This is a genomic window from Streptomyces sp. NPDC002403, assembly GCF_053593015.1.
Genome location: NZ_JBSFBQ010000037.1, coordinates 62,590 through 80,475, shown reverse-complemented (window position 1 = coordinate 80,475; position 17,886 = coordinate 62,590). Strand labels below are relative to the sequence as shown.

Genomic DNA, 17,886 nt, shown 5'->3' with positions numbered 1-17,886 from the left:
CAGGAGCAACTCCCGCATGACCACGCAGACCCTCACCGCCCGCACCGCCCGCATCCGCACCCTGGCCGTCACCGCCCTCGCCACCACCGGCGCGGCCGCCGCAGCCCTCACCCTGACCTCGACCTCCGCCCAGGCCGCCGAGACCAAGCAGAGCCCCTCCGTCGTCCGCACCGCCCCCGCCGGCGACGCCCAGGACACCCCGAAGACCACCAAGGGCTACGCCAACAACCTCGACGGCTGGATCAAGGAATCCCTGGCCATCATGAAGGCCAAGGGCATCCCCGGCTCCTACGAAGGCCTGCACCGCAACATCATGCGCGAGTCCGGCGGCAACCCCGGCGCCGAGAACGGCTGGGACATCAACGCCCAGAAGGGCACCCCCTCCAAGGGCCTGCTCCAGGTCATCCAGCCCACCTTCAACGCCTACCACGTCGCCGGCACCGCCCACGACCTCACCAACCCCGTCGCCAACATCACCGCCGCCGCCAACTACGCCGCCGACCGCTACGGCTCCATCGACAACGTCAACTCCGCCTACTGAGCCGCGGAGTCACCGAGTCGCTGTCCGGTGGCCGAAATCGTTCGCCGAACGGATCGGCGCTCTGCTTGGCTCACCCCATGAGTGATCTCCACATCCGCCGCGCCGCCCTCACCGACATCGACGCCGTACTGCGGTTCTGGCGCGAGGCCGCCGAGGGGACGAGCATCAGCGACGACCACGACGGGGTTGCCCGGCTCATCTCCAGGGATCCCGAGGCCCTGCTGCTGGCGGACCGCGACGGCCGCCTCGTGGGAAGCGTCATCGCCGGATTCGACGGCTGGCGGTGCTCCGCCTACCGGTTGGCCGTGCACCCCGACTGCCGCCGGCAAGGTATCGCCACCGCCCTGATGGAGGCGGTGGAACAACGATTCCTCGCCCTGGGCGGGCGACGGGTCGACGCCATGGTCCTGGAGGCCAACGAACGGGCCCATCACACATGGGCCTCGGGCGGCTACCACCGCGAGGACCACTGGCGGCGCTGGGTGAAGCCGCTCACCGGCTGAGGGAACCGCCGGAAGATCTGGCGACTTTGCCGATCCTTTACTATGGGTGTCCTCCTGTCCGAACCTTCCGAAAGGTGTGAGCGTCCATCCATGGGCGAACCTCCGAGTAGTCGACATCGCCGGCACCGAGCGGTCCTCCTGCCCCTGCCCGATCATGGGACGGAGGTGAACCGATGACCGAAGTGCTTCTGCTGCTCGTGGCGGTGCTGCTCTCGCTGGCCTGCGGCGCCTTCGTCGCGGCCGAGTTCTCTCTGACGACCGTCGAGCGCGGCCGGCTCGAACGCGCCGTCGAGCAGGGCGAGCGGGGCGCGGCGAGCGCCATGAAGGCCGTACGCAGCCTCACCTTCCAGCTCTCCGGTGCCCAGCTCGGCATCACCGTCACCAACCTGGTGGTCGGCATGCTCTCCGAACCGTCCATCGCGAAGCTGATCCGCGGACCGGTGGAGGCGGTGGGCCTGCCCCCGAGCGTGGCGTCCTCGGTGGCCCTGGTGCTGGGAACGGCCCTGTCCACCGTGTTCCTGATGATCGTCGGTGAACTCGTCCCGAAGAACTGGGCGATCTCCTCCCCGCTGGCCGTGGCGAAGGCCGTGGCCACCCCGCAGCGTGCCTTCACCGCTGTGTTCCGGCCCTTCATCAGCCACCTCAACAACACCGCCAACCGGATGGTGCGGCGCCTCGGCCTGGAACCGGCCGAGGAGCTGGCCTCCGCGCGCAGCCCCCAGGAGCTGGCCGCACTGGCGCGGCACAGCGCGAAGGAAGGTGCGCTGGAAGCGGACACGGCGGAGCTGTTCGTCCGCACGCTGAACCTGGCGGAACTGACGGCGGAGAACGTGATGACCCCTCGGGTCCAGGTCACCGCACTGGAGGCGCAGGCGACGGCCGAGGACGTCGCGAACGCCACCCGGGCGACGGGTCTGTCCCGCTTCCCCGTCTATCTCGGCAGCCTGGACACGGTCATCGGCGTGGCGCACATCAAGGACGTGCTGGCCGTCCCCGCCGAGCAGCGGTCCCGTACACGCGTCTCGGAGATGCTGCGCGAACCCCTGCTCGTGCCGGAGACCCTCACGGTGGACCGGCTCCTGGACCGGTTGTCCAGCAGGCTCGCGATGGCGGTCGTCATCGACGAGTACGGCGGCACGGCCGGCGTCGTGACGCTGGAGGACATCGTCGAGGAGGTGGTCGGTGAGGTGCGCGACGAGCACGACCCGCACGAGACCGCCGACCTCGCACCGGCCGGCGAGGACACCGACGGACGGATCCTGTGGTCGGCCGACGGGGCCGCGCGCCTCGACCAGCTGAAGACGATCGGACTGCGGGTGCCGGACGGACCGTACGAGACGCTCGCCGGGCTCATCGCCACCGAGGTGGGCCGGATCCCCGCCGTGGGCGACACGGTCGAGCTGGCGGGCTGGCGGATCGATGTGGTCGACGCGTCCGGACGCCGCGCCGCGCGTGCCCTGCTGCACGCGCCGTTGCCCGGTGACGACGAGCGGACGGAGAACGCACGATGATCGCCGTCCAGCTCCTCATCGGACTGATGACCCTGGTCGTCAATGCCTTCTTCGTCGGGGCGGAGTTCGCGCTGATCTCCGTACGCCGCAGCCAGATCGAGCCCGAGGCCGAGGCCGGGAACAGGCGGGCGCGAAGCGTCGTCTGGGGCCTCGAACACGTATCGGCGCTGCTCGCGGCGGCGCAGCTCGGCATCACCCTGTGCACCCTGGTGCTCGGTATCGTCGCCGAGCCGGCCATCGCGCATCTGCTGGAGCCCGTCTTCGACGCGGTGGGCATGCCGCACGGACTGATCCATCCGATCTCGTTCGTGATCGCGCTGTCCGTGGCGACGTATCTGCACATGCTCCTGGGCGAAATGGTGCCGAAGAACATCGCGCTGGCCGAGCCGGTGCGGGCCGCGCTGCTGCTCGGTCCGCCGCTGGTGGCCCTCGCGCGGGCGCTGCGTCCGGTGATCTTCGCGATCAACGCCTTCGCCAACGCGCTGCTCAAGATCCTTCGGGTCGAGGTGAAGAACGAGGTGACCGCCACGTTCTCCGACGACGAACTGGCCCGGCTGGTGACGGACGCGGGCGACGCCGGGCTGGTCGACGACCGCTCCGCCGAGCGGCTGCGCCACGCCCTCGAACTGGGCCGTCGCCCGGTGCGGGACGTGGTGATGCCGGTGGACCGGGTCACGTACGCCAGGATCGGGACCACACCGGAACAACTGGAACGGCTCTCGTACGAGACCGGGTTCTCGCGCTTCCCCGTGATGGACGGCGAGGAGCGGATCCTGGGCTACCTCCATGTGAAGGACGCCCTGGATGCCACGCCGCACGACGTGCCCTTCCCGGTGACCGCGATGCGCCCCATCGCCCGGGTCCGGGCCGACACACCGCTCGACGACGTCCTGACCGCGCTGCGGCGCAGCCGTACGCATCTGGCGGCGGTACTCGACGAGGACGACCGGCTGGCCGGAATGGTCACCATGGAGGACGTGCTCCGCGAGCTGGTGGGGCGCCCGAAGGCACGCTGACACGCATGCGGGGGCGCGGCACGGATACCGGCCGCGCCCCGGACCGGGCCCCGGAAGGGGGCGGGTCCGCCACGATACGATCGCATCGCCATGGAAATAAATGCCTCCTACAGCAGTCTTGTCGCGGTCGGCGACTCGTTCACCGAGGGCATGTCGGACCAGCTGCCCGACGGTTCGTACCGCGGCTGGGCCGATGTCCTCGCCGGACGGCTGGCCGCCCGTACTCCGGGATTCCGTTACGCGAATCTCGCCGTGCGGGGCAAGCTGATCGGCCAGATCGTCGACGAGCAGGTCGACGTGGCCGCCGCCATGCGGGCCGATGTCGTCACGCTCGTCGGCGGCCTCAACGACACACTGCGCCCCACATGCGACATGGGTATGGTCCGGGGACGGCTCGAAGAGGCCGTGGAACGGCTCGCACCCTCGTGCGAGAAGCTCGTGCTGATGCGGAGCCCGGGGCGGAACGGCCCGGTGATGGAGCGCTTCCGTCCGCGGATGGAGGAGCTGTTCTCCCTGGTCGACGACTTGGCGGCCCGGCACGGTGCGGTGGTCGTCGACCTGTACGGAGCACCGGCCCTGGGCGATCCCCGGCTGTGGGACGTCGACCGGCTGCATCTGACGGCCGACGGCCACAACAGGGTGGCCGAGGCGGTCTGGCAGACGCTGGGACTGCCCGCGGAGAACGACTGGCGTTCACCGCTGCCGGTCGCCGTACCGCCCAGGTGGGCCCGGCGGCGCGTCGAGGACCTCCGCTTCGCCCGCGAGCACCTGATGCCGTGGATCGGCCGCCGGCTGACCGGCCGCTCCTCCGGGGACGGACGGTCGGGTGCCCAGTACAGCGCCGAGCTGGGGAAGGCGTTCTGGGTCACCCCCGAGAACGCCGGCGATCCCGGCCCCGTGGCGACATGGCGCCGGGCCGACCCGGATCCGCGCCCGTAGCACCTCACGGACCGGACCGCGGCGTCGGAGACCCTCACCAGGGCCCCATTCGAACGCGCTTGCGCGTCTTTCAGGGTTCGTCCCGCTTGCGACAACGTTGCCACCCAGGGGTCCCTTTCCCGGGCGTTGGCGACGGAGCAGCGGCGCGCACCGGCGACATCAGCGGAAACTCCCGCCCCGCCATGCGCCCCCCCCTTACCGCGGATGACGCCCCTCACGGGTGCCTCGCGCAGCACGACGGATGAGCTGTATACGTTCCGGCCGCGAGCCGTCGGATTTCCAGAACAACCCTCAGTTCGACGCGATATGCTGATGCAGATTGTGCAAGCCGTTTGCAAAATGAGGAGGGTCATGGCTACGCGGGCGACCGACGCCGGGACGAACCAGAGCGTCGAACGAGCGGTCTCGGTGCTGCGCGCACTCGACTCCGGCCGTCCGGAACTGCGCGTCTCCGACGTCGCCGAACTCACCGGACTGGGCTCCTCCACCACCTCCCGCCTCCTGTCCACCCTCGAACGCCTCGACATGGTCGAACGCGACCCGGTCAGCAACCTCTACCGCCTCAGCCTCGGTATCCTCCCGCTCGCCGCCACCGCCACCAATCGCCACCCCGTCCACCGCGCCGCCCGCATGGTCCTCCAGGACCTCGCCACCCGCACCGGACTCGGAGCCAACGTCGCCATCCGCCGCGGTACCGAGCTGATGTTCCTGTGCAATTTCGAGGGGACCCGCACCCCCAAGTCGTACACGCAGGCCGGACACACCGCCCCGCTGCACGCCACCAGCATCGGCAAATGCCTCCTCACCGGCCTCACGCCCAAGGAGCGCCGCACACTGCTTCCCGAACCGCTCGTGGCGCACACCGACTACACGACCACCAGCCACGACCTCCTCGACAGCGAGATCGACACCGTCCGCCGCACCGGCTACGCCATCGAGGCCGAGGAACGCGCCCTGGGGCGCGCTTCGCTCGCCGCGCCCGTCCGCGACGCCTCGGGCGATGTCGTCGCCGCCATCTCCCTGTGGGGCCCCACTTCCCTCCTCGGCAACCGCGCCGAGGGCGAAGGGCAGCGTCATGCCCTCACACGCGAGGTCATCGAAGCCGCGGACGCCATCAGCCAGGCCCTCGGCGCCCTCTGAATCACGCACGCGAAGGGGCCCGGGTCGACCGACCCGGGCCCCTTCTCCGTGTGGTTACGCGCCGTACGCCTTGAACGCGATCACGTGCGCGTGCCGCGCCCCGTGCGTCGCGTCCACCACGAGCCGCAGCGCGTCGGTGCGCACGGGCCCGCCGTCCGCGCCCTCCAGCTGGTGTACCCGGTGGCGGCGGCGGTTGCCCGTCACGGTCAGCAGAGTGCGCCAGGTGCCGTCCGGCTCGCGGCCCTGGACCCGGTAGTCGCGGACCAGCTCGGGCATGATCTCGAACGGCGTGCGGTGGCGGTGCAGGTTGTTGAGGTACTCGTCGACGTCGTCGTCGAACACCACACGTGTTTCGGTGAGTGTCTGCTCCTGGTCCCAGTCCAGGCGCAGCCACTGCGCGGCCCGGTCCGGGTCGGGCAGCGGCTCGGACGACCACATCTGCGGGCCCCCGTAGGCGCGCTGGAATCCGCCGACGGCCCGCTCGGGCAGGAACGCGGCGGTGTCCGGGGTCGCACGGAAGCCGAAGGTCCGGCGGCGCAGCCCGCGGGCCTGCCACTCCAGGACCAGCTGGCCGTCCTCCTCCGGGATGTCGTGGTCGACGGCCGCGTCCCCTTCGACCCTGCTGCGCAGTGCGAGGACGCCGTCGGTCCGCTCGGGAACGAGCACCAGCGCCGCGCCCGGGCAGGCACGCACGATCAGTACGACGTTCTCCGGAGCCTCCGGGCGGTGGTCGAGGCGGGCCGTCACCCAGTGGGGGCCGCCGGCCGGCACGGTCACCGTGGTGGTGAGCACATGGTCGACGGGGACCGCGTTCTCGGGGCGGCCGGTGCTCCACAGTTCCACGGTGAGTTCGCCCGGCCGCTCGCCCGGGGCGCCGTGGACGAGCAGGTCGACCGTGTCGAGTGCCGGGTCCACCGGCAGCAGCAGCGCGAGGTCGCGGGTGAGCGGGTACGGCTCGCCGGGCACGGCCGGCGTGGGCTCGGCGGCCAGCCGGCTCAGGTACGAGGAGGCGCTGACGCGGGCCGTGCGCGCGAGGTTGCCGGGGTCGTCGTCGGACAGGCCGATGACCGAGGCGTCCTGCCGCAGCAGGGCACGGCGCACCAGCTCGGGGTGGTCCGCGGCGAGTTCCCGGGGGCTGAGGCTCCCGGCGACGCACAGCGCGGCGGCCGTGCCCGCGGCCTCGCCGAGCGTGGCGCAGGTGGCCATGACGCGGGTGGCACCGAAGGCGATGTGGGTGGCGGATATGTTGCGCCCGGCGAACAGGAGGTTCGTGACGTTCGCCGAGTACAGGGAGCGCAGCGGAATGTGGAAGATGCCGTCCGCGTAGCGCTGGCGGGCGCCGGGCTCGTCGGCGTACATGCCCTGCACCGGGTGGAGGTCGACGGACCAGCCGCCGAAGGCCACGCGGTCGGCGAACTGCCGCTGCTCGAGGATGTCCTGCTGGGTCAGCATGTGGTCACCGAGGAAGCGGCGGTACTCGCGCTTGCCGGGGAGGCTGCCGACCCATTCCAGCGTCAGGTTCTCGGCGTCCGGAAACTCACCGGAGTTCTTGATGTGGTCCCAGATGCCCATGATCACGGCCTGGAGTTCGTCGCGGATGCGCTCGTTGTCGTGGACGGTGTCCAGCTCGCCGCCCCACTCGATCCACCAGTAGTCGCAGCCGTTGTCGCCGGTGCGCAGCACGCGGTTGCGCAGGATGGGCGTGGTGGTGAGGTCGCGGGCGCTGTCGGGCCGCACGAACTTCACCGGCCGGCCCGTGTCCTTGGTGTGGAACAGGATCGTCGACCCCAGCAGCGCCTGGTCCGCGTCCTCGGGTGCCCAGGGTTCGCCGAACTCCGAGCGCGCCTCGCGGCCGATGCGGTAGTGGGCACCGGCGAGGTGGCCGAGCAGGCCGTCGCCGGTGCAGTCGAGGAACTGCTGTGCGTGGAAGGTGATACGCCGCTCGGAGCCCATCATCCAGCCGGTGCAGGAGTGCACCTCGCGCGCGTCGTCCGGGCCGCTCGCGTCGACCTCCCGCACGTCGGTGTTGAGGTACAGGTCGATGCCCGGTTCGGCCCGGACGGCGTCGAGGACCACCTGGTCCCAGTAGTACGGGTTCCCCTCGGGGTTGCGGTACTGGTTCTCCGTGTACAGCTCGCCCATGATGCCGGTCTCGCGGGCCCAGCGGTGCACGCCGTGGGCCGTGGCGCCGCAGACCCAGACGCGGACCTCGCTGCTGGCGTTGCCGCCCAGGACGGGCCGGTTGTTCACCAGGGCGACTCGTCGGCCGAGCCGGGCAGCGGCGATGGCCGCGCAGGTCCCCGCCAGGCCGCCGCCGATGACGGCGATGTCGTAATGGACCTCTTCTTCCCGCACGGAGCGGCCTCCTTGATGTGATGCTCGGATGCTCTCCGCCGCAGCGGAGCGGCCTTGAACGTACATCACATCCATATTGTGCAACCACTGTTCGGACAGTGGGATGTGATGTAGGTTTCCAGCGCAGCCGACGACATCGCCGCCGTGGGTCATCAGCCAAGCTCATGGCATGTGCGGCGACTTCGCCGGTCTCAGACAGAACCGGCGATTCACCGACCTAAAGGGTTGACGCCGTCGCACGATATGGAGAACGATCCCGCATGCTGCAACTTGCGTTCAACGGAGCATGCATGGCATTCACACAGGGCCTCGGTCGAAGCGGAGGACGGGGCGGCTCACCGCTCACGCCCGGCCGCGTCACATCCGCCTGTCTGCGCACGGCCTCCCGTGCCACGCCCTGCACCACCGCTCCCGCCCCGTTCGAGAGGACACACCCATGAGTACGGCCGCACCTCCACACAAGGCCGCTCCACGCCGCGAGCGGACCGGCGGACGGCTCTCCAACGGCGCGTTCGCACTGCTGCTCACCGCACCGGGGCTCGCCCTGTTCGCGACGATCATCATCTATCCGCTGGTGTCCGCCCTGTTCACCGGCTTCTTCAAGCAGGACCTGCGGCTGCCGGGCCGCGAATTCGTCGGCCTGGAGAACTTCAGCTACTGGCTGGACGGCGAATTCCTCACGATCCTCAAGCAGACGCTGATCTTCACCTTCGGCGCGACGCTCGTCCCCTTCGTGGTCGGCTTCGCGCTCGCGCTCGCGCTGAACTCGGGCCTGAAGGGCAGCGGCTTCCTGCGCGGACTGTTCCTGTTCCCGTGGGTGATCCCGGGCGTGGTGGTCTCCTTCCTGTGGATGTGGATCTTCAACTCGAACTACGGCGTGCTCAACGGCGTGCTCATGAAGGCCGGGATCATCGAGGAGTCCATCTCCTGGCTCGGCCAGCCCGGCACCGCCATGCTCGCGGTCATCGTCACCAAGACCTGGGCGAGTTTCCCCTGGATGATGGTGATGCTCCTGGCAGGTCTGCAGACCGTGCCCAAGGAACTGCACGAGGCGGCCTCGATGGACGGGGCGGGATCGATCCGGCGCTTCTTCGCCGTGACCTGGCCGCAGGTCCGCGGTGTCGCCTCCATCGTGCTGCTGCTGGAGTTCATCTGGAACTTCCAGCACTTCGACACCATCTACGTGCTCACCGGCGGCGGCCCGGCCGGCGCCACCGAGACCTTCGCGACCGCCGTGTACCAGACCGCCTTCAAGGGCTTCGACATCGGCCGGGCGACCGCGCTGGGCGGCCTGTGGATGCTGCTCCTGCTCGTCCTCGTCGCCGTCTACCTCAGGATCACCGAGCGGAAGGGCGACGCCCGATGACCACCACGACCACCACTCCGCTGTCCGGAGCCGACCGGCTCAGCGCGTCCGCCGCACCCGCGAGGCACGCCAAGCGACGCCGGATACGCAAGGATCTGCTGCGCTCGCGGATCGCCGCCTGGACCGCGATCCTGGTGATCGGTGCCTTCGGCATGCTGCCGGTCTACTGGCTCCTGGCCACCGCCCTGAGCAGCCCCGAACAGACCTTCCAGTTCCCGCCGAAGCTCATACCCACCGAGATCACCTTCAGTAACTTCACGGCCCTCGCCGAGAACGACCAGCTGGTCAAGTACCTGGTCAACTCCCTCATCGTCGCCTCGATCACCGCCGTGCTGAGCGTGGTCGTCGCCACGTACATGGGCTACTCGTTCTCCAAGTTCCGCTACCGCGGGCGACGGTCGCTGATGCACCTGGTGCTGGCCTCCCAGATGTTCCCCCAGGCGCTCCTGCTGGTGACGCTGTACGCCGTGTTCTCCAGTTTCGGCCTGCTGAACACGTACACCGCACTGGTGCTGTCCTTCACCACGTTCACGATGCCGCTGTGCGTCTGGATGCTGAAGGGCATCTTCGACACCATCCCGGACGCCCTGCTGGAGGCCGCGTCCATCGACGGCGCTTCCCGGTGGCGGACGCTGCACTCCATCGTGGCACCACTGGCCGCGCCCGGAATGATCGCCGCCGGCCTGTTCGCCTTCGTCCGCGGCTGGAACGACTTCATCTTCGCCGTGACGCTGGCCGACAAGGAGAAGCAGACCCTGCCGCCCGGCCTGGTCTCCACCTACATCGGCGAGTTCCAGACCGCCTGGCCCGAGCTGATGGCCGCCTCACTGGTGGTGTCCGCTCCGGTGGTCGTCGCCTTCATGTTCCTGCAGCGCTACCTCGTCGGCGGCATGACCGCCGGCTCGGTCAAGAGCTGAGCCCGCGGGATCCGCCCGCCCCTGCCCAAGCACCTCCCCTTCCACCCACTCCCCATGGAGACACCATGACCACCTCTGGCATCAGCCGGCGCGGCGCGCTGCGCATGTTCGGCATCGGCGCGCTCGGTGTGGCCGGCGCCGGCGCGCTCGGCGCCTGCGCACCGTCCGGCGCCGGCACCTCCTCCAACGGAGGCGACACGAAGTCCAAGAACTTCGACTTCACCTCCTGGTCGCTCAACGAGGAGGCCGCCAAGCCCTCGATCGAGAAGATCATCGCGGCGTGGGAGAAGGCCGAGGGTTCCAAGGTCCGCGCGGTCTCGTACCCGTACAACGAGTACCTGAGCCAGCTCACCCTCAAGCTCGGCGGCGGGGAGACGACCGGCGCGGTGCACCTCGACATCGCCTGGCTCGCCGCGGTGGCGCAGATGGGCAAGCTCGCCGATCTCAGTTCCGTGGCCCTCAAGGGTGGCTACACGAACGTGGCGCTGGACAGCGGCATGTACGACGGCAAGCAGTACGGCCTGCCGTGGAACACCGGCTCGATCGGTGTGATCGCCAACTCCAAGCTCCTGGAGAAGGCCGGCATCAAGAAGCACCCCACCACCATCGAGGAGTTCGAGGGCGCGCTGCGGGAGCTGAAGGGGCTCGGCGGCGGTGTCGTGCCCTACGCCGCGGCCACCAAGGTCGCGCAGCTCAAGGACATCTTCCCGTGGATGCAGACCTTCGGCTGCACCCTCCTGGAGGACAGCAAGGTCACCATCGGGGACGACGCCTCCATCGACGCGGTCACCTGGTACAAGAAGCTGCACGACGAGAAGCTGATCGCCGCGGACGTGGACCGCTTCGACGCGCGCGCCCTGTTCGGGCAGGGCAAGGCCGCCTTCTACGACGACGCCATCATCGGCAAGGGGGTGACCGCGGCCCAGTCCAAGGACAAGACGCTGGCCGACGCGATGCAGCCGATGAAGCGGCCGGTGCTGCGCTCCGGTGACACGCCTCAGGCGCTGCTGTGGGGCGGTGTGATCGCGATCGTCAAGGGCAAGGGTCAGGACGCGGCGACGGAGTTCGCGCTGCACACCACCTCCGACCGCGCCACCACCACCGAGTACTTCGCCTCCCGCGCGCTGCCGCCGTCCACCACGGCGGGCCTGGCCGACCCGAAGGTCGCGCAGGACACCTTCACCACCGAGTGGACCGAGAAGATCACCGACACGGCGACCGGCAGCCCGTTCTGGCAGTTCGCGCAGAACGCCCAGATCGAGGAAGCCGTGGCCAAGCAGGTCCAGGCCGTCCTGGTCGGCAAGTCGAAGCCGAAGGACGCGATGAAGAAGGCCGCCGAGGAGGTCACCGACCTCATCCGGCGCTGAGCCGACGGCGCACGGCAGGCCCCGGGGCCCGGTGAAGGCAGAAAGGCCTTCACCGGGCCCCTCGCCATGCCGCAAGTACCATCCCCAAGACGTATCTCATATCCGCATTGCGCAATCTCTATTCACGATCTGGGATCTGTTGTAGGTTTCCGGCGCAGCGGAGGGGACCGGCCTGCGGGACCGTTCCCGTCCGCCTCACCATCACGCCCGCGAAGGAGTTCACCTTGCGACGTCCCACGGCACGCGCGTACGCCGCCCCGGCCGCGGCCCTGGCCGCCCTGCTCGCGCTCGTCCCGGCCGCCCAGGCCGACAGCACGGGCCCCACGGCAGCCGCGGCAACGGTGATCGAGAAGGTTCCGTACACGATGGACTCGTCGAACCAGGCCGCCTGGTGGACACCTGTCGCCACGTACAAGGGCCGCGGTCAGTACACGTACTTCGCCTTCAACGAGCCCGGCTCGACGGCCGCCACGCACCGCCCGGCCATCGCGCGGCGCGACCCGGACGGGGTCTGGAGCCGTCTGCCGCTGCTCGACAAGAACGGGCAGCAGGCCGAGTTCGCCGACGACAACGGTCACAACCAGCCGTCCGTCGCGCGCGACGGCAGCGGCCGCCTGCACGTGTTCGCCTCGATGCACGCCGACGCCTGGCGCTACTTCCGCACCGAGGCCCCCGGCGGCGACGTCACGGACCACGCGGCCGAACTGCCCGACCAGGGCGTGGGCATCACCTACCCGATCGTGACCACCGCGCCCAACGGCGACCTGTACCTGGCCGCCCGCGTCGGCTCCGGCTCCGACCAGCGCCCCGGCAAGCTGTACCGCTGGGACAACGCCGCCTCACGCTGGAGCGTGGTCGCCACCTTCGCCGGCACGCTGAACCGCTCCGTGTACCCCGACGACCTGACGGTGGACGCCGCCGGGCGTGTGCACCTGCTGTACGAGTGGGCCAAGGCCCCGGCGACCGGGTTCCGGCACCAGCTCTCCTACCTCCGCTACGACCCGTCGACCGGCGCCTTCGCGGACAGCGCGGGCGCGGCGCTCACCGTCCCGGTGACACCCGACACCTCGGACGTGATCCAGGAGCTCACCTCGGGCGAGGAGTGGAGCATCGACAACGCCTACACGGGTCCGGCGGTGCAGAGCGCCAAGCTCACCCTCGACGGCTCCACCCCGAAGGTCGCCTACCGCTACCGCTCGGCCGACAGCGGCGGCAACTTCCGCGTGTACTACGCCTACCCGAGCGGCACCGACTGGGTCAGCAAGACCGTGTACGCCGGCGGCCAGACCGCCGCGGCACTCGGTATCACGTGGGACGAGACGGACACCAAGCGGATCTACTACGTGACCGGCTCAGGTACCGACCGCGTCTTCGCCGCGACGCAGTCGGCGGACGGGACCTGGACCGCGCAGTCCGCCGCGCCGGGCGTGAGCGCGGACCGGCTCGCGGTGCGTCGGGACTCGGACGGAAACGACGTGCTGTACCTGCCGGACACCGCACACAACTCCCTCTACTACGGGATCCGCTGAGGCCCTGCGCCGTCGGCGCTCACGGCGGCGCGCCCCCGTGCCGCGAGTTCCCGTTCCGCGAGTTCCCGCTCCACACGCCGCGCATCGACCACCGCACCGCACACACCGTCACCACTCCATCACTCCGCGCACTCGACGACGGAGGGCTGCCGACGCGCAACGGTGCCCGCGCCGGCCCCGGACGGGCTGCGCCCCCGGGCCCCGGCGGTGCCGGAACCATCGGCCCGGGGGCGTTCCGTCCCACGCGCGTCTCGCACGCCGCGCGTGGGACGGTGACGGCCCAGGAGCCTCTGACCTGGACCTTATGGACGTGGTGGACGCTCACGAGCAGCTCAGGACGGCAGGTAAGCTCTGGACACGTGACTGCTGTGTCTGCGAAGCCTCGCATCCCCAATGTCCTGGCCGGCCGCTACGCCTCCACGGAGCTGGCCGTCCTCTGGTCCCCCGAGCAGAAGGTGAAGCTGGAACGCCAGCTGTGGCTGGCGGTGCTGCGCGCTCAGAAGGACCTCGGGATCGAGGTGCCGGACGCCGCGCTCGCCGACTACGAACGAGTCATCGACCAGGTGGACCTGGCCTCGATCGCCGAGCGCGAGAAGGTCACCCGGCATGACGTGAAGGCCCGGATCGAGGAGTTCAACGCCCTCGCCGGCCACGAGCAGGTCCACAAGGGCATGACCTCCCGGGACCTCACGGAGAACGTGGAGCAGCTTCAGATCCGGCTCTCCCTGGAGCTGATGCGCGACCGCACGGTGGCCGTCCTGGCCCGGCTCGGCAAGCTGTCGGGCGAGTACCGCGAGCTGGTCATGGCCGGCCGCTCCCACAACGTCGCCGCGCAGGCCACCACGCTCGGCAAGCGCTTCGCGACCGCGGCCGACGAGCTCCTGGTGGCGTACGGGCGGCTCGAGGACCTGCTGGACCGCTACCCGCTCCGCGGCATCAAGGGCCCCGTGGGCACCGCGCAGGACATGCTCGACCTGCTGGGCGGCGACGCCGGGAAGCTCGCCGACCTCGAACAGCGCATCGCCGCACACCTCGGGTTCGCGCAGGCCTTCACGTCGGTCGGCCAGGTCTACCCGCGCTCGCTCGACTACGACGTGGTGACCGCGCTGGTCCAGCTGGCCGCGGCTCCCTCGTCGGTCGCCAAGACGATCCGTCTGATGGCCGGGCACGAGCTGGTGACCGAGGGCTTCAAGCCGGGTCAGGTCGGCTCGTCCGCGATGCCGCACAAGATGAACACCCGGTCCTGCGAGCGCGTCAACGGCCTGATGGTGATCCTGCGCGGCTACGCGTCGATGACCGGCGAGCTGGCGGGCGACCAGTGGAACGAGGGCGACGTGTCCTGCTCCGTGGTCCGCCGGGTCGCGCTCCCGGACGCCTTCTTCGCCTTCGACGGTCTGCTGGAGACCTTCCTGACGGTGCTCGACGAGTTCGGCGCGTTCCCGGCCGTCGTCGCCCGTGAGCTGGACCGCTACCTCCCGTTCCTCGCCACGACCAAGGTGCTGATGGGCGCGGTGCGAGCCGGTGTCGGCCGTGAGGTCGCCCACGAAGCGATCAAGGAGAACGCGGTCGCCTCGGCCCTGGCCATGCGTGAGCAGGGCGCCGAGCGCAACGAGCTGCTCGACAAGCTGGCCGCAGACGACCGCATCCCACTGGACCGCGCGCAGCTCGACGCGCTGATGGCCGACAAGCTCTCCTTCACCGGGGCGGCGGGCGACCAGGTCACCGCACTGATCTCCCGCATCGAGGAGATCGCCAAGCAGCACCCCGAGGCCGCCGCATACACGCCGGGCTCCATCCTCTGACGGCCTCGAACGCAGCCGTATGACGCCCGAAGAGCTCCAGGCCGCCCGCGACCGCACCGTTCCCGATGTGGTCGCGGGCGGCCTGCGTGTGCTCTTCTGCGGAATCAATCCGAGCCTGATGACGGGGGCGACGGGACACCACTTCGCTCACCCCGGCAACCGGTTCTGGCCGGTGCTCCACCGGTCCGGCTTCACCCCTCGGCAGTTGAGGCCGGCCGAGCAGACCGAACTGCTGCGGTACGGCCTCGGCATCACCAACGTGGTCGCCCGTGCCACCGCCCGGGCGGACGAACTGTCCGCCGAGGAGTTCCGCGAGGGCGGACAGATCCTGGCAGCCAAGGTCGAGGACCTGCGGCCGCAGTGGCTGGCAGTCGTAGGCGTCACGGCGTACCGCACGGCCTTCGGCCGGCGTACCGCCCGCATCGGTCCGCAGGACCACACGATCGGCGGCACCCGCGTCTGGGCGCTGCCCAACCCCAGCGGCCTGAACGCCCACTGGACCGCGCAGACGATGGCGGAGGAGTACGGACGCCTCCTCGACTGCGTCGCCCACCGCACCACCGTCCCCATCGACGACCTCTGACGCACACCCGCCTCGCGCCGTCTGCACCCGCACAATCCGCTCGTCTCACGGCGGATCGATCTCCGTCACCACCACGTTCAGCTCGCACCCCGGCCCTTCCTCCTCCAGGTAGAGCCCGATGGCGGTCCAACGGCCGTCGATCTTCCAGAGCTGGAGATACTCGCAGCCCGCGACCGTCTCGGCCCATGCCTCCGCTATCTCCTCACCCGCGATCATCCGCTCCTGTGCGCTCCACAGGCTGATCGTCTGTGGATCCCCCCAGCGACCGGCGAGCAGCGTCAGCAACGCGTCGTGCTCCGCGAGGCACTGGGCCCGGTGCTCCAGTCGCCGCACCTCGTCGTCGTCCCAGTGATCGACGTCCGCGTGCAGGGACGCCGTGTGATACCCGGGGCCGCTGACTCCCCAACCCGACCGGATGCGCTCCGTGGGAAAGTCCAGGGTGCGCATCGCGTCGATGAGGCGGAGGTGATGTGCGGTGGTCATGCCGCCAGTAAACCGCCCGGCACTGACAACCGCCCCTCGCCATGTGCTTTGAGGCGCATTCAGCCGCCCTGCTCCGTATGTGGATCGGGAAGCGGGCTACGCGTCCCTGCGCCGGATCGCCCACCAGCCCGCCAGCAGCGCGGCCAGGGCCCAAGCCGCTGTCACCGCGAGTCCGCCCCACGGTCCGAGGCTCCCTCCGGGGTTCTGGTGGAGCACCAACTGTCCTGCCCGGTCCGGCAGATACTGCGCGGCCCCACCCGCGACATCACCGACCACGAAAGAAACGATGAGCACGAACGGGATGAGCAGGCTGAGCACGGCCACGGCGCTGCGCAGCAGCGCTGTCAGTCCGGCCGCGAGCAGGGCCATCAGCGCCAGATAGATCCCGCCCCCGAAGGCTGCCCGCAGGGCACCCGGCTCCCCCAGGCCGATCGCGTACTTGCCCATGAACAGTTGTCCCACGAGGAAGGCGCTGAAGCTGGTGATGAGACCGACGACGAGTGCCGACGCCCCGACCAGGGCGATCTTGGTGGCGTAGAAGAGATTGCGGCGCGGAACAGCGGCAAGCGATATCCGCAGAGCCCCGTTGAGAAACTCGGAGGAGAGCGCGGTCGCCCCGAAACTGATGGCAGCGATCTGGCCGAAGTTCAATGCGTAGAAGGCGTCGAAGACCGGCTCGGCATCGGCGTTGTCCGCCTCGGACTGGCCGATGATGGAGAAGGCGAGCAGGGTGATGGCAAGGGTGACGACGAGGACCGCTGCCAGGGATCCCGCGACGGACCGGACCGATCTCATCTTGATCCACTCGGAACGCAGCACTGCGGTGGTCGACATGGTCAGGCCTCCAGATGGTTGGCGGATGCGGCCGAAGCCGATGCGAATTCCGCGGCGTCGGCGGTGAGGTCGAGATAGGCCTGCTCCAACGTGACCTGCTCATCGGTGAGTTCGAGGACGGGAATGCCTTCGGTGGCGGCTATCGCACCGATCTCCGCGGCCTTCGCGCCCTCGACGGTCCAACGGCCGTCGTCGCCCTGCGCGGGCTCATACCCCTTGCGGATCAGGGCATCGCGCAGCCGCGTGGACTCGGTCGTGCGGACCCGTGCGCGGGGCCTGCTGCGGGAATCCAGGAATTCCCGCATCGGCAGGTCGGCGAGGAGCCGGCCCCGGCCGAGAATCACGAGGTGGTCGGCGAACGACGAGGTCTCGTTCATCAGGTGGCTGGAGACCAGGACCGTGCGGCCCTCGCGGGCGAGCCGCTTCATCAGCTCGCGGATCCAGATGATGCCTTCCGGATCGAGGCCGTTCGACGGCTCGTCCAGCATGATGACCTCCGGGTCGCCCAGCAGCGCGGCCGCTATGCCCAGTCGCTGTCGCATGCCCAGCGAGAAGGTCCTGATGCGGGCTCCGCCGACCGCGCCGAGGCCTGCCTCCTCCAGGACCTCGCCGACTCTGCGCGCACCGAGGCCGTTGCTGACCGCCAGGGCGAGCAGGTGGTTCCGTGCGGTGCGCGCGCCATGAGCGGCCTGGGCGTCCAGCAGGGCTCCGACCCGCCGCAGCGGATCAACGAGTGCGGCGTAGGGCTGCCCACCGATCGTGGCCGAGCCGCCGGTGGGCCGGTCGAGGCCGAGAACGAGTCGCATGGTGGTGGACTTGCCCGCGCCGTTGGGGCCGAGAAAACCGGTGACGCGCCCGGGTCGCACACTGAACGTGAGGTTGTCCACTGCACGGGTCGTGCCGAATTCCTTGGTGAGCTCATGGACGTCGATGCTGGTCATGTCCCAAGCCTCGCGGCCACGCCCAGCCTCTCGCCTCCCCCGCGGGCGGGGATCGCCTC

Annotated in this window: 16 protein-coding genes; 12 read left to right on the top strand and 4 right to left on the bottom strand. The window is 69.9% G+C overall.

Going from position 1 to position 17,886, the window contains the following annotated elements; translation table 11 throughout:
• Nucleotides 1-16 precede the first annotated feature (16 nt).
• The 6 genes from ACWCPY_RS31055 (at nucleotide 17) to ACWCPY_RS31030 (ending at nucleotide 5,650) form a co-directional block, all read left to right on the top strand.
• Nucleotides 17-541, top strand: coding sequence for a transglycosylase SLT domain-containing protein (locus ACWCPY_RS31055; RefSeq protein WP_451270517.1), 525 nt, complete (start codon nucleotides 17-19; stop codon nucleotides 539-541).
• 77 nt (nucleotides 542-618) lie between these two features.
• A complete protein-coding gene (locus tag ACWCPY_RS31050) occupies nucleotides 619-1,044 on the top strand; it encodes a GNAT family N-acetyltransferase (protein ID WP_451270514.1) in 426 nt (141 codons plus the stop codon).
• A gap of 173 nt (nucleotides 1,045-1,217) precedes the next feature.
• Nucleotides 1,218-2,555: a hemolysin family protein gene (locus tag ACWCPY_RS31045; RefSeq protein WP_451270512.1), complete on the top strand. Its 1,338-nt coding sequence runs from the start codon at nucleotides 1,218-1,220 to the stop codon at nucleotides 2,553-2,555.
• On the top strand, nucleotides 2,552-3,571 hold the full coding sequence (locus tag ACWCPY_RS31040) for a hemolysin family protein (protein ID WP_451270510.1): 1,020 nt from the start codon (nucleotides 2,552-2,554) through the stop codon (nucleotides 3,569-3,571). The genes ACWCPY_RS31045 and ACWCPY_RS31040 overlap by 4 nt, the downstream gene beginning before the upstream one ends.
• A 90-nt stretch (nucleotides 3,572-3,661) precedes the next feature.
• The gene (locus ACWCPY_RS31035; protein ID WP_451270508.1) at nucleotides 3,662-4,510 is read left to right on the top strand and encodes an SGNH/GDSL hydrolase family protein; all 849 of its coding nucleotides are present in this window, start codon (nucleotides 3,662-3,664) and stop codon (nucleotides 4,508-4,510) included.
• A 351-nt stretch (nucleotides 4,511-4,861) separates the two neighbouring features.
• Nucleotides 4,862-5,650, top strand: a complete 789-nt coding sequence (locus ACWCPY_RS31030; protein ID WP_362453371.1) for an IclR family transcriptional regulator — start codon at nucleotides 4,862-4,864, stop codon at nucleotides 5,648-5,650.
• A 54-nt stretch (nucleotides 5,651-5,704) separates the two neighbouring features.
• Here the strand turns inward: ACWCPY_RS31030 and ACWCPY_RS31025 are convergent, their stop codons facing one another.
• Nucleotides 5,705-8,005 (bottom strand): FAD-dependent oxidoreductase, encoded by a 2,301-nt coding sequence (locus ACWCPY_RS31025; protein WP_451270506.1) that lies wholly within the window; start codon nucleotides 8,003-8,005, stop codon nucleotides 5,705-5,707.
• A gap of 436 nt (nucleotides 8,006-8,441) precedes the next feature.
• Here ACWCPY_RS31025 and ACWCPY_RS31020 point away from each other — a divergent pair, with 436 nt between their 5' ends.
• The 6 genes from ACWCPY_RS31020 (at nucleotide 8,442) to mug (ending at nucleotide 15,569) form a co-directional block, all read left to right on the top strand.
• Nucleotides 8,442-9,371: a carbohydrate ABC transporter permease gene (locus ACWCPY_RS31020; RefSeq protein ID WP_451270504.1), complete on the top strand. Its 930-nt coding sequence runs from the start codon at nucleotides 8,442-8,444 to the stop codon at nucleotides 9,369-9,371.
• A complete protein-coding gene (locus tag ACWCPY_RS31015; protein WP_451270502.1) occupies nucleotides 9,368-10,288 on the top strand; it encodes a carbohydrate ABC transporter permease in 921 nt (306 codons plus the stop codon). The genes ACWCPY_RS31020 and ACWCPY_RS31015 overlap by 4 nt, the downstream gene beginning before the upstream one ends.
• Before the next feature lie 65 nt (nucleotides 10,289-10,353).
• A complete protein-coding gene (locus tag ACWCPY_RS31010) occupies nucleotides 10,354-11,655 on the top strand; it encodes an extracellular solute-binding protein (protein ID WP_451270500.1) in 1,302 nt (433 codons plus the stop codon).
• A gap of 224 nt (nucleotides 11,656-11,879) precedes the next feature.
• Nucleotides 11,880-13,184: a BNR-4 repeat-containing protein gene (locus ACWCPY_RS31005; protein ID WP_451270498.1), complete on the top strand. Its 1,305-nt coding sequence runs from the start codon at nucleotides 11,880-11,882 to the stop codon at nucleotides 13,182-13,184.
• A 359-nt stretch (nucleotides 13,185-13,543) separates the two neighbouring features.
• Nucleotides 13,544-14,986 carry an adenylosuccinate lyase gene (purB, locus tag ACWCPY_RS31000; protein WP_451270496.1) on the top strand — a complete coding sequence of 481 codons (1,443 nt, stop codon included), beginning with the start codon at nucleotides 13,544-13,546 and terminating at the stop codon, nucleotides 14,984-14,986.
• Between the two features lie 19 nt (nucleotides 14,987-15,005).
• On the top strand, nucleotides 15,006-15,569 hold the full coding sequence (gene mug / locus ACWCPY_RS30995) for a G/U mismatch-specific DNA glycosylase (RefSeq protein ID WP_451270494.1): 564 nt from the start codon (nucleotides 15,006-15,008) through the stop codon (nucleotides 15,567-15,569).
• A 45-nt stretch (nucleotides 15,570-15,614) separates the two neighbouring features.
• On the opposite strand, the gene ACWCPY_RS30990 is transcribed toward mug, so the two are convergent.
• The 3 genes from ACWCPY_RS30990 to ACWCPY_RS30980 form a co-directional block, all read right to left on the bottom strand.
• Nucleotides 15,615-16,052 carry a hypothetical protein gene (locus ACWCPY_RS30990; RefSeq protein ID WP_451270492.1) on the bottom strand — a complete coding sequence of 146 codons (438 nt, stop codon included), beginning with the start codon at nucleotides 16,050-16,052 and terminating at the stop codon, nucleotides 15,615-15,617.
• A gap of 96 nt (nucleotides 16,053-16,148) precedes the next feature.
• The gene (locus ACWCPY_RS30985) at nucleotides 16,149-16,886 is read right to left on the bottom strand and encodes an ABC transporter permease (protein ID WP_451270490.1); all 738 of its coding nucleotides are present in this window, start codon (nucleotides 16,884-16,886) and stop codon (nucleotides 16,149-16,151) included.
• A 2-nt stretch (nucleotides 16,887-16,888) separates the two neighbouring features.
• Nucleotides 16,889-17,827: an ABC transporter ATP-binding protein gene (locus ACWCPY_RS30980; RefSeq protein WP_451270488.1), complete on the bottom strand. Its 939-nt coding sequence runs from the start codon at nucleotides 17,825-17,827 to the stop codon at nucleotides 16,889-16,891.
• Nucleotides 17,828-17,886 lie beyond the last annotated feature (59 nt).

Bases quoted from the DNA above. Each gene is read 5' to 3' on its own strand.
- ACWCPY_RS31030 (WP_362453371.1), top strand. From the start codon at position 4,862: ATGGCTACGCGGGCGACCGACGCCGGGACGAACCAGAGCGTCGAACGA.
- ACWCPY_RS31050 (WP_451270514.1), top strand. From the start codon at position 619: ATGAGTGATCTCCACATCCGCCGCGCCGCCCTCACCGACATCGACGCC.
- ACWCPY_RS31015 (WP_451270502.1), top strand. From the start codon at position 9,368: ATGACCACCACGACCACCACTCCGCTGTCCGGAGCCGACCGGCTCAGC.
- ACWCPY_RS31035 (WP_451270508.1), top strand. From the start codon at position 3,662: ATGGAAATAAATGCCTCCTACAGCAGTCTTGTCGCGGTCGGCGACTCG.
- ACWCPY_RS31020 (WP_451270504.1), top strand. From the start codon at position 8,442: ATGAGTACGGCCGCACCTCCACACAAGGCCGCTCCACGCCGCGAGCGG.
- ACWCPY_RS30980 (WP_451270488.1), bottom strand. From the start codon at position 17,827: ATGACCAGCATCGACGTCCATGAGCTCACCAAGGAATTCGGCACGACC.
- ACWCPY_RS30990 (WP_451270492.1), bottom strand. From the start codon at position 16,052: ATGACCACCGCACATCACCTCCGCCTCATCGACGCGATGCGCACCCTG.
- ACWCPY_RS31045 (WP_451270512.1), top strand. From the start codon at position 1,218: ATGACCGAAGTGCTTCTGCTGCTCGTGGCGGTGCTGCTCTCGCTGGCC.
- ACWCPY_RS31055 (WP_451270517.1), top strand. From the start codon at position 17: ATGACCACGCAGACCCTCACCGCCCGCACCGCCCGCATCCGCACCCTG.
- ACWCPY_RS31040 (WP_451270510.1), top strand. From the start codon at position 2,552: ATGATCGCCGTCCAGCTCCTCATCGGACTGATGACCCTGGTCGTCAAT.
- ACWCPY_RS31010 (WP_451270500.1), top strand. From the start codon at position 10,354: ATGACCACCTCTGGCATCAGCCGGCGCGGCGCGCTGCGCATGTTCGGC.
- mug (WP_451270494.1), top strand. From the start codon at position 15,006: ATGACGCCCGAAGAGCTCCAGGCCGCCCGCGACCGCACCGTTCCCGAT.
- ACWCPY_RS30985 (WP_451270490.1), bottom strand. From the start codon at position 16,886: ATGTCGACCACCGCAGTGCTGCGTTCCGAGTGGATCAAGATGAGATCG.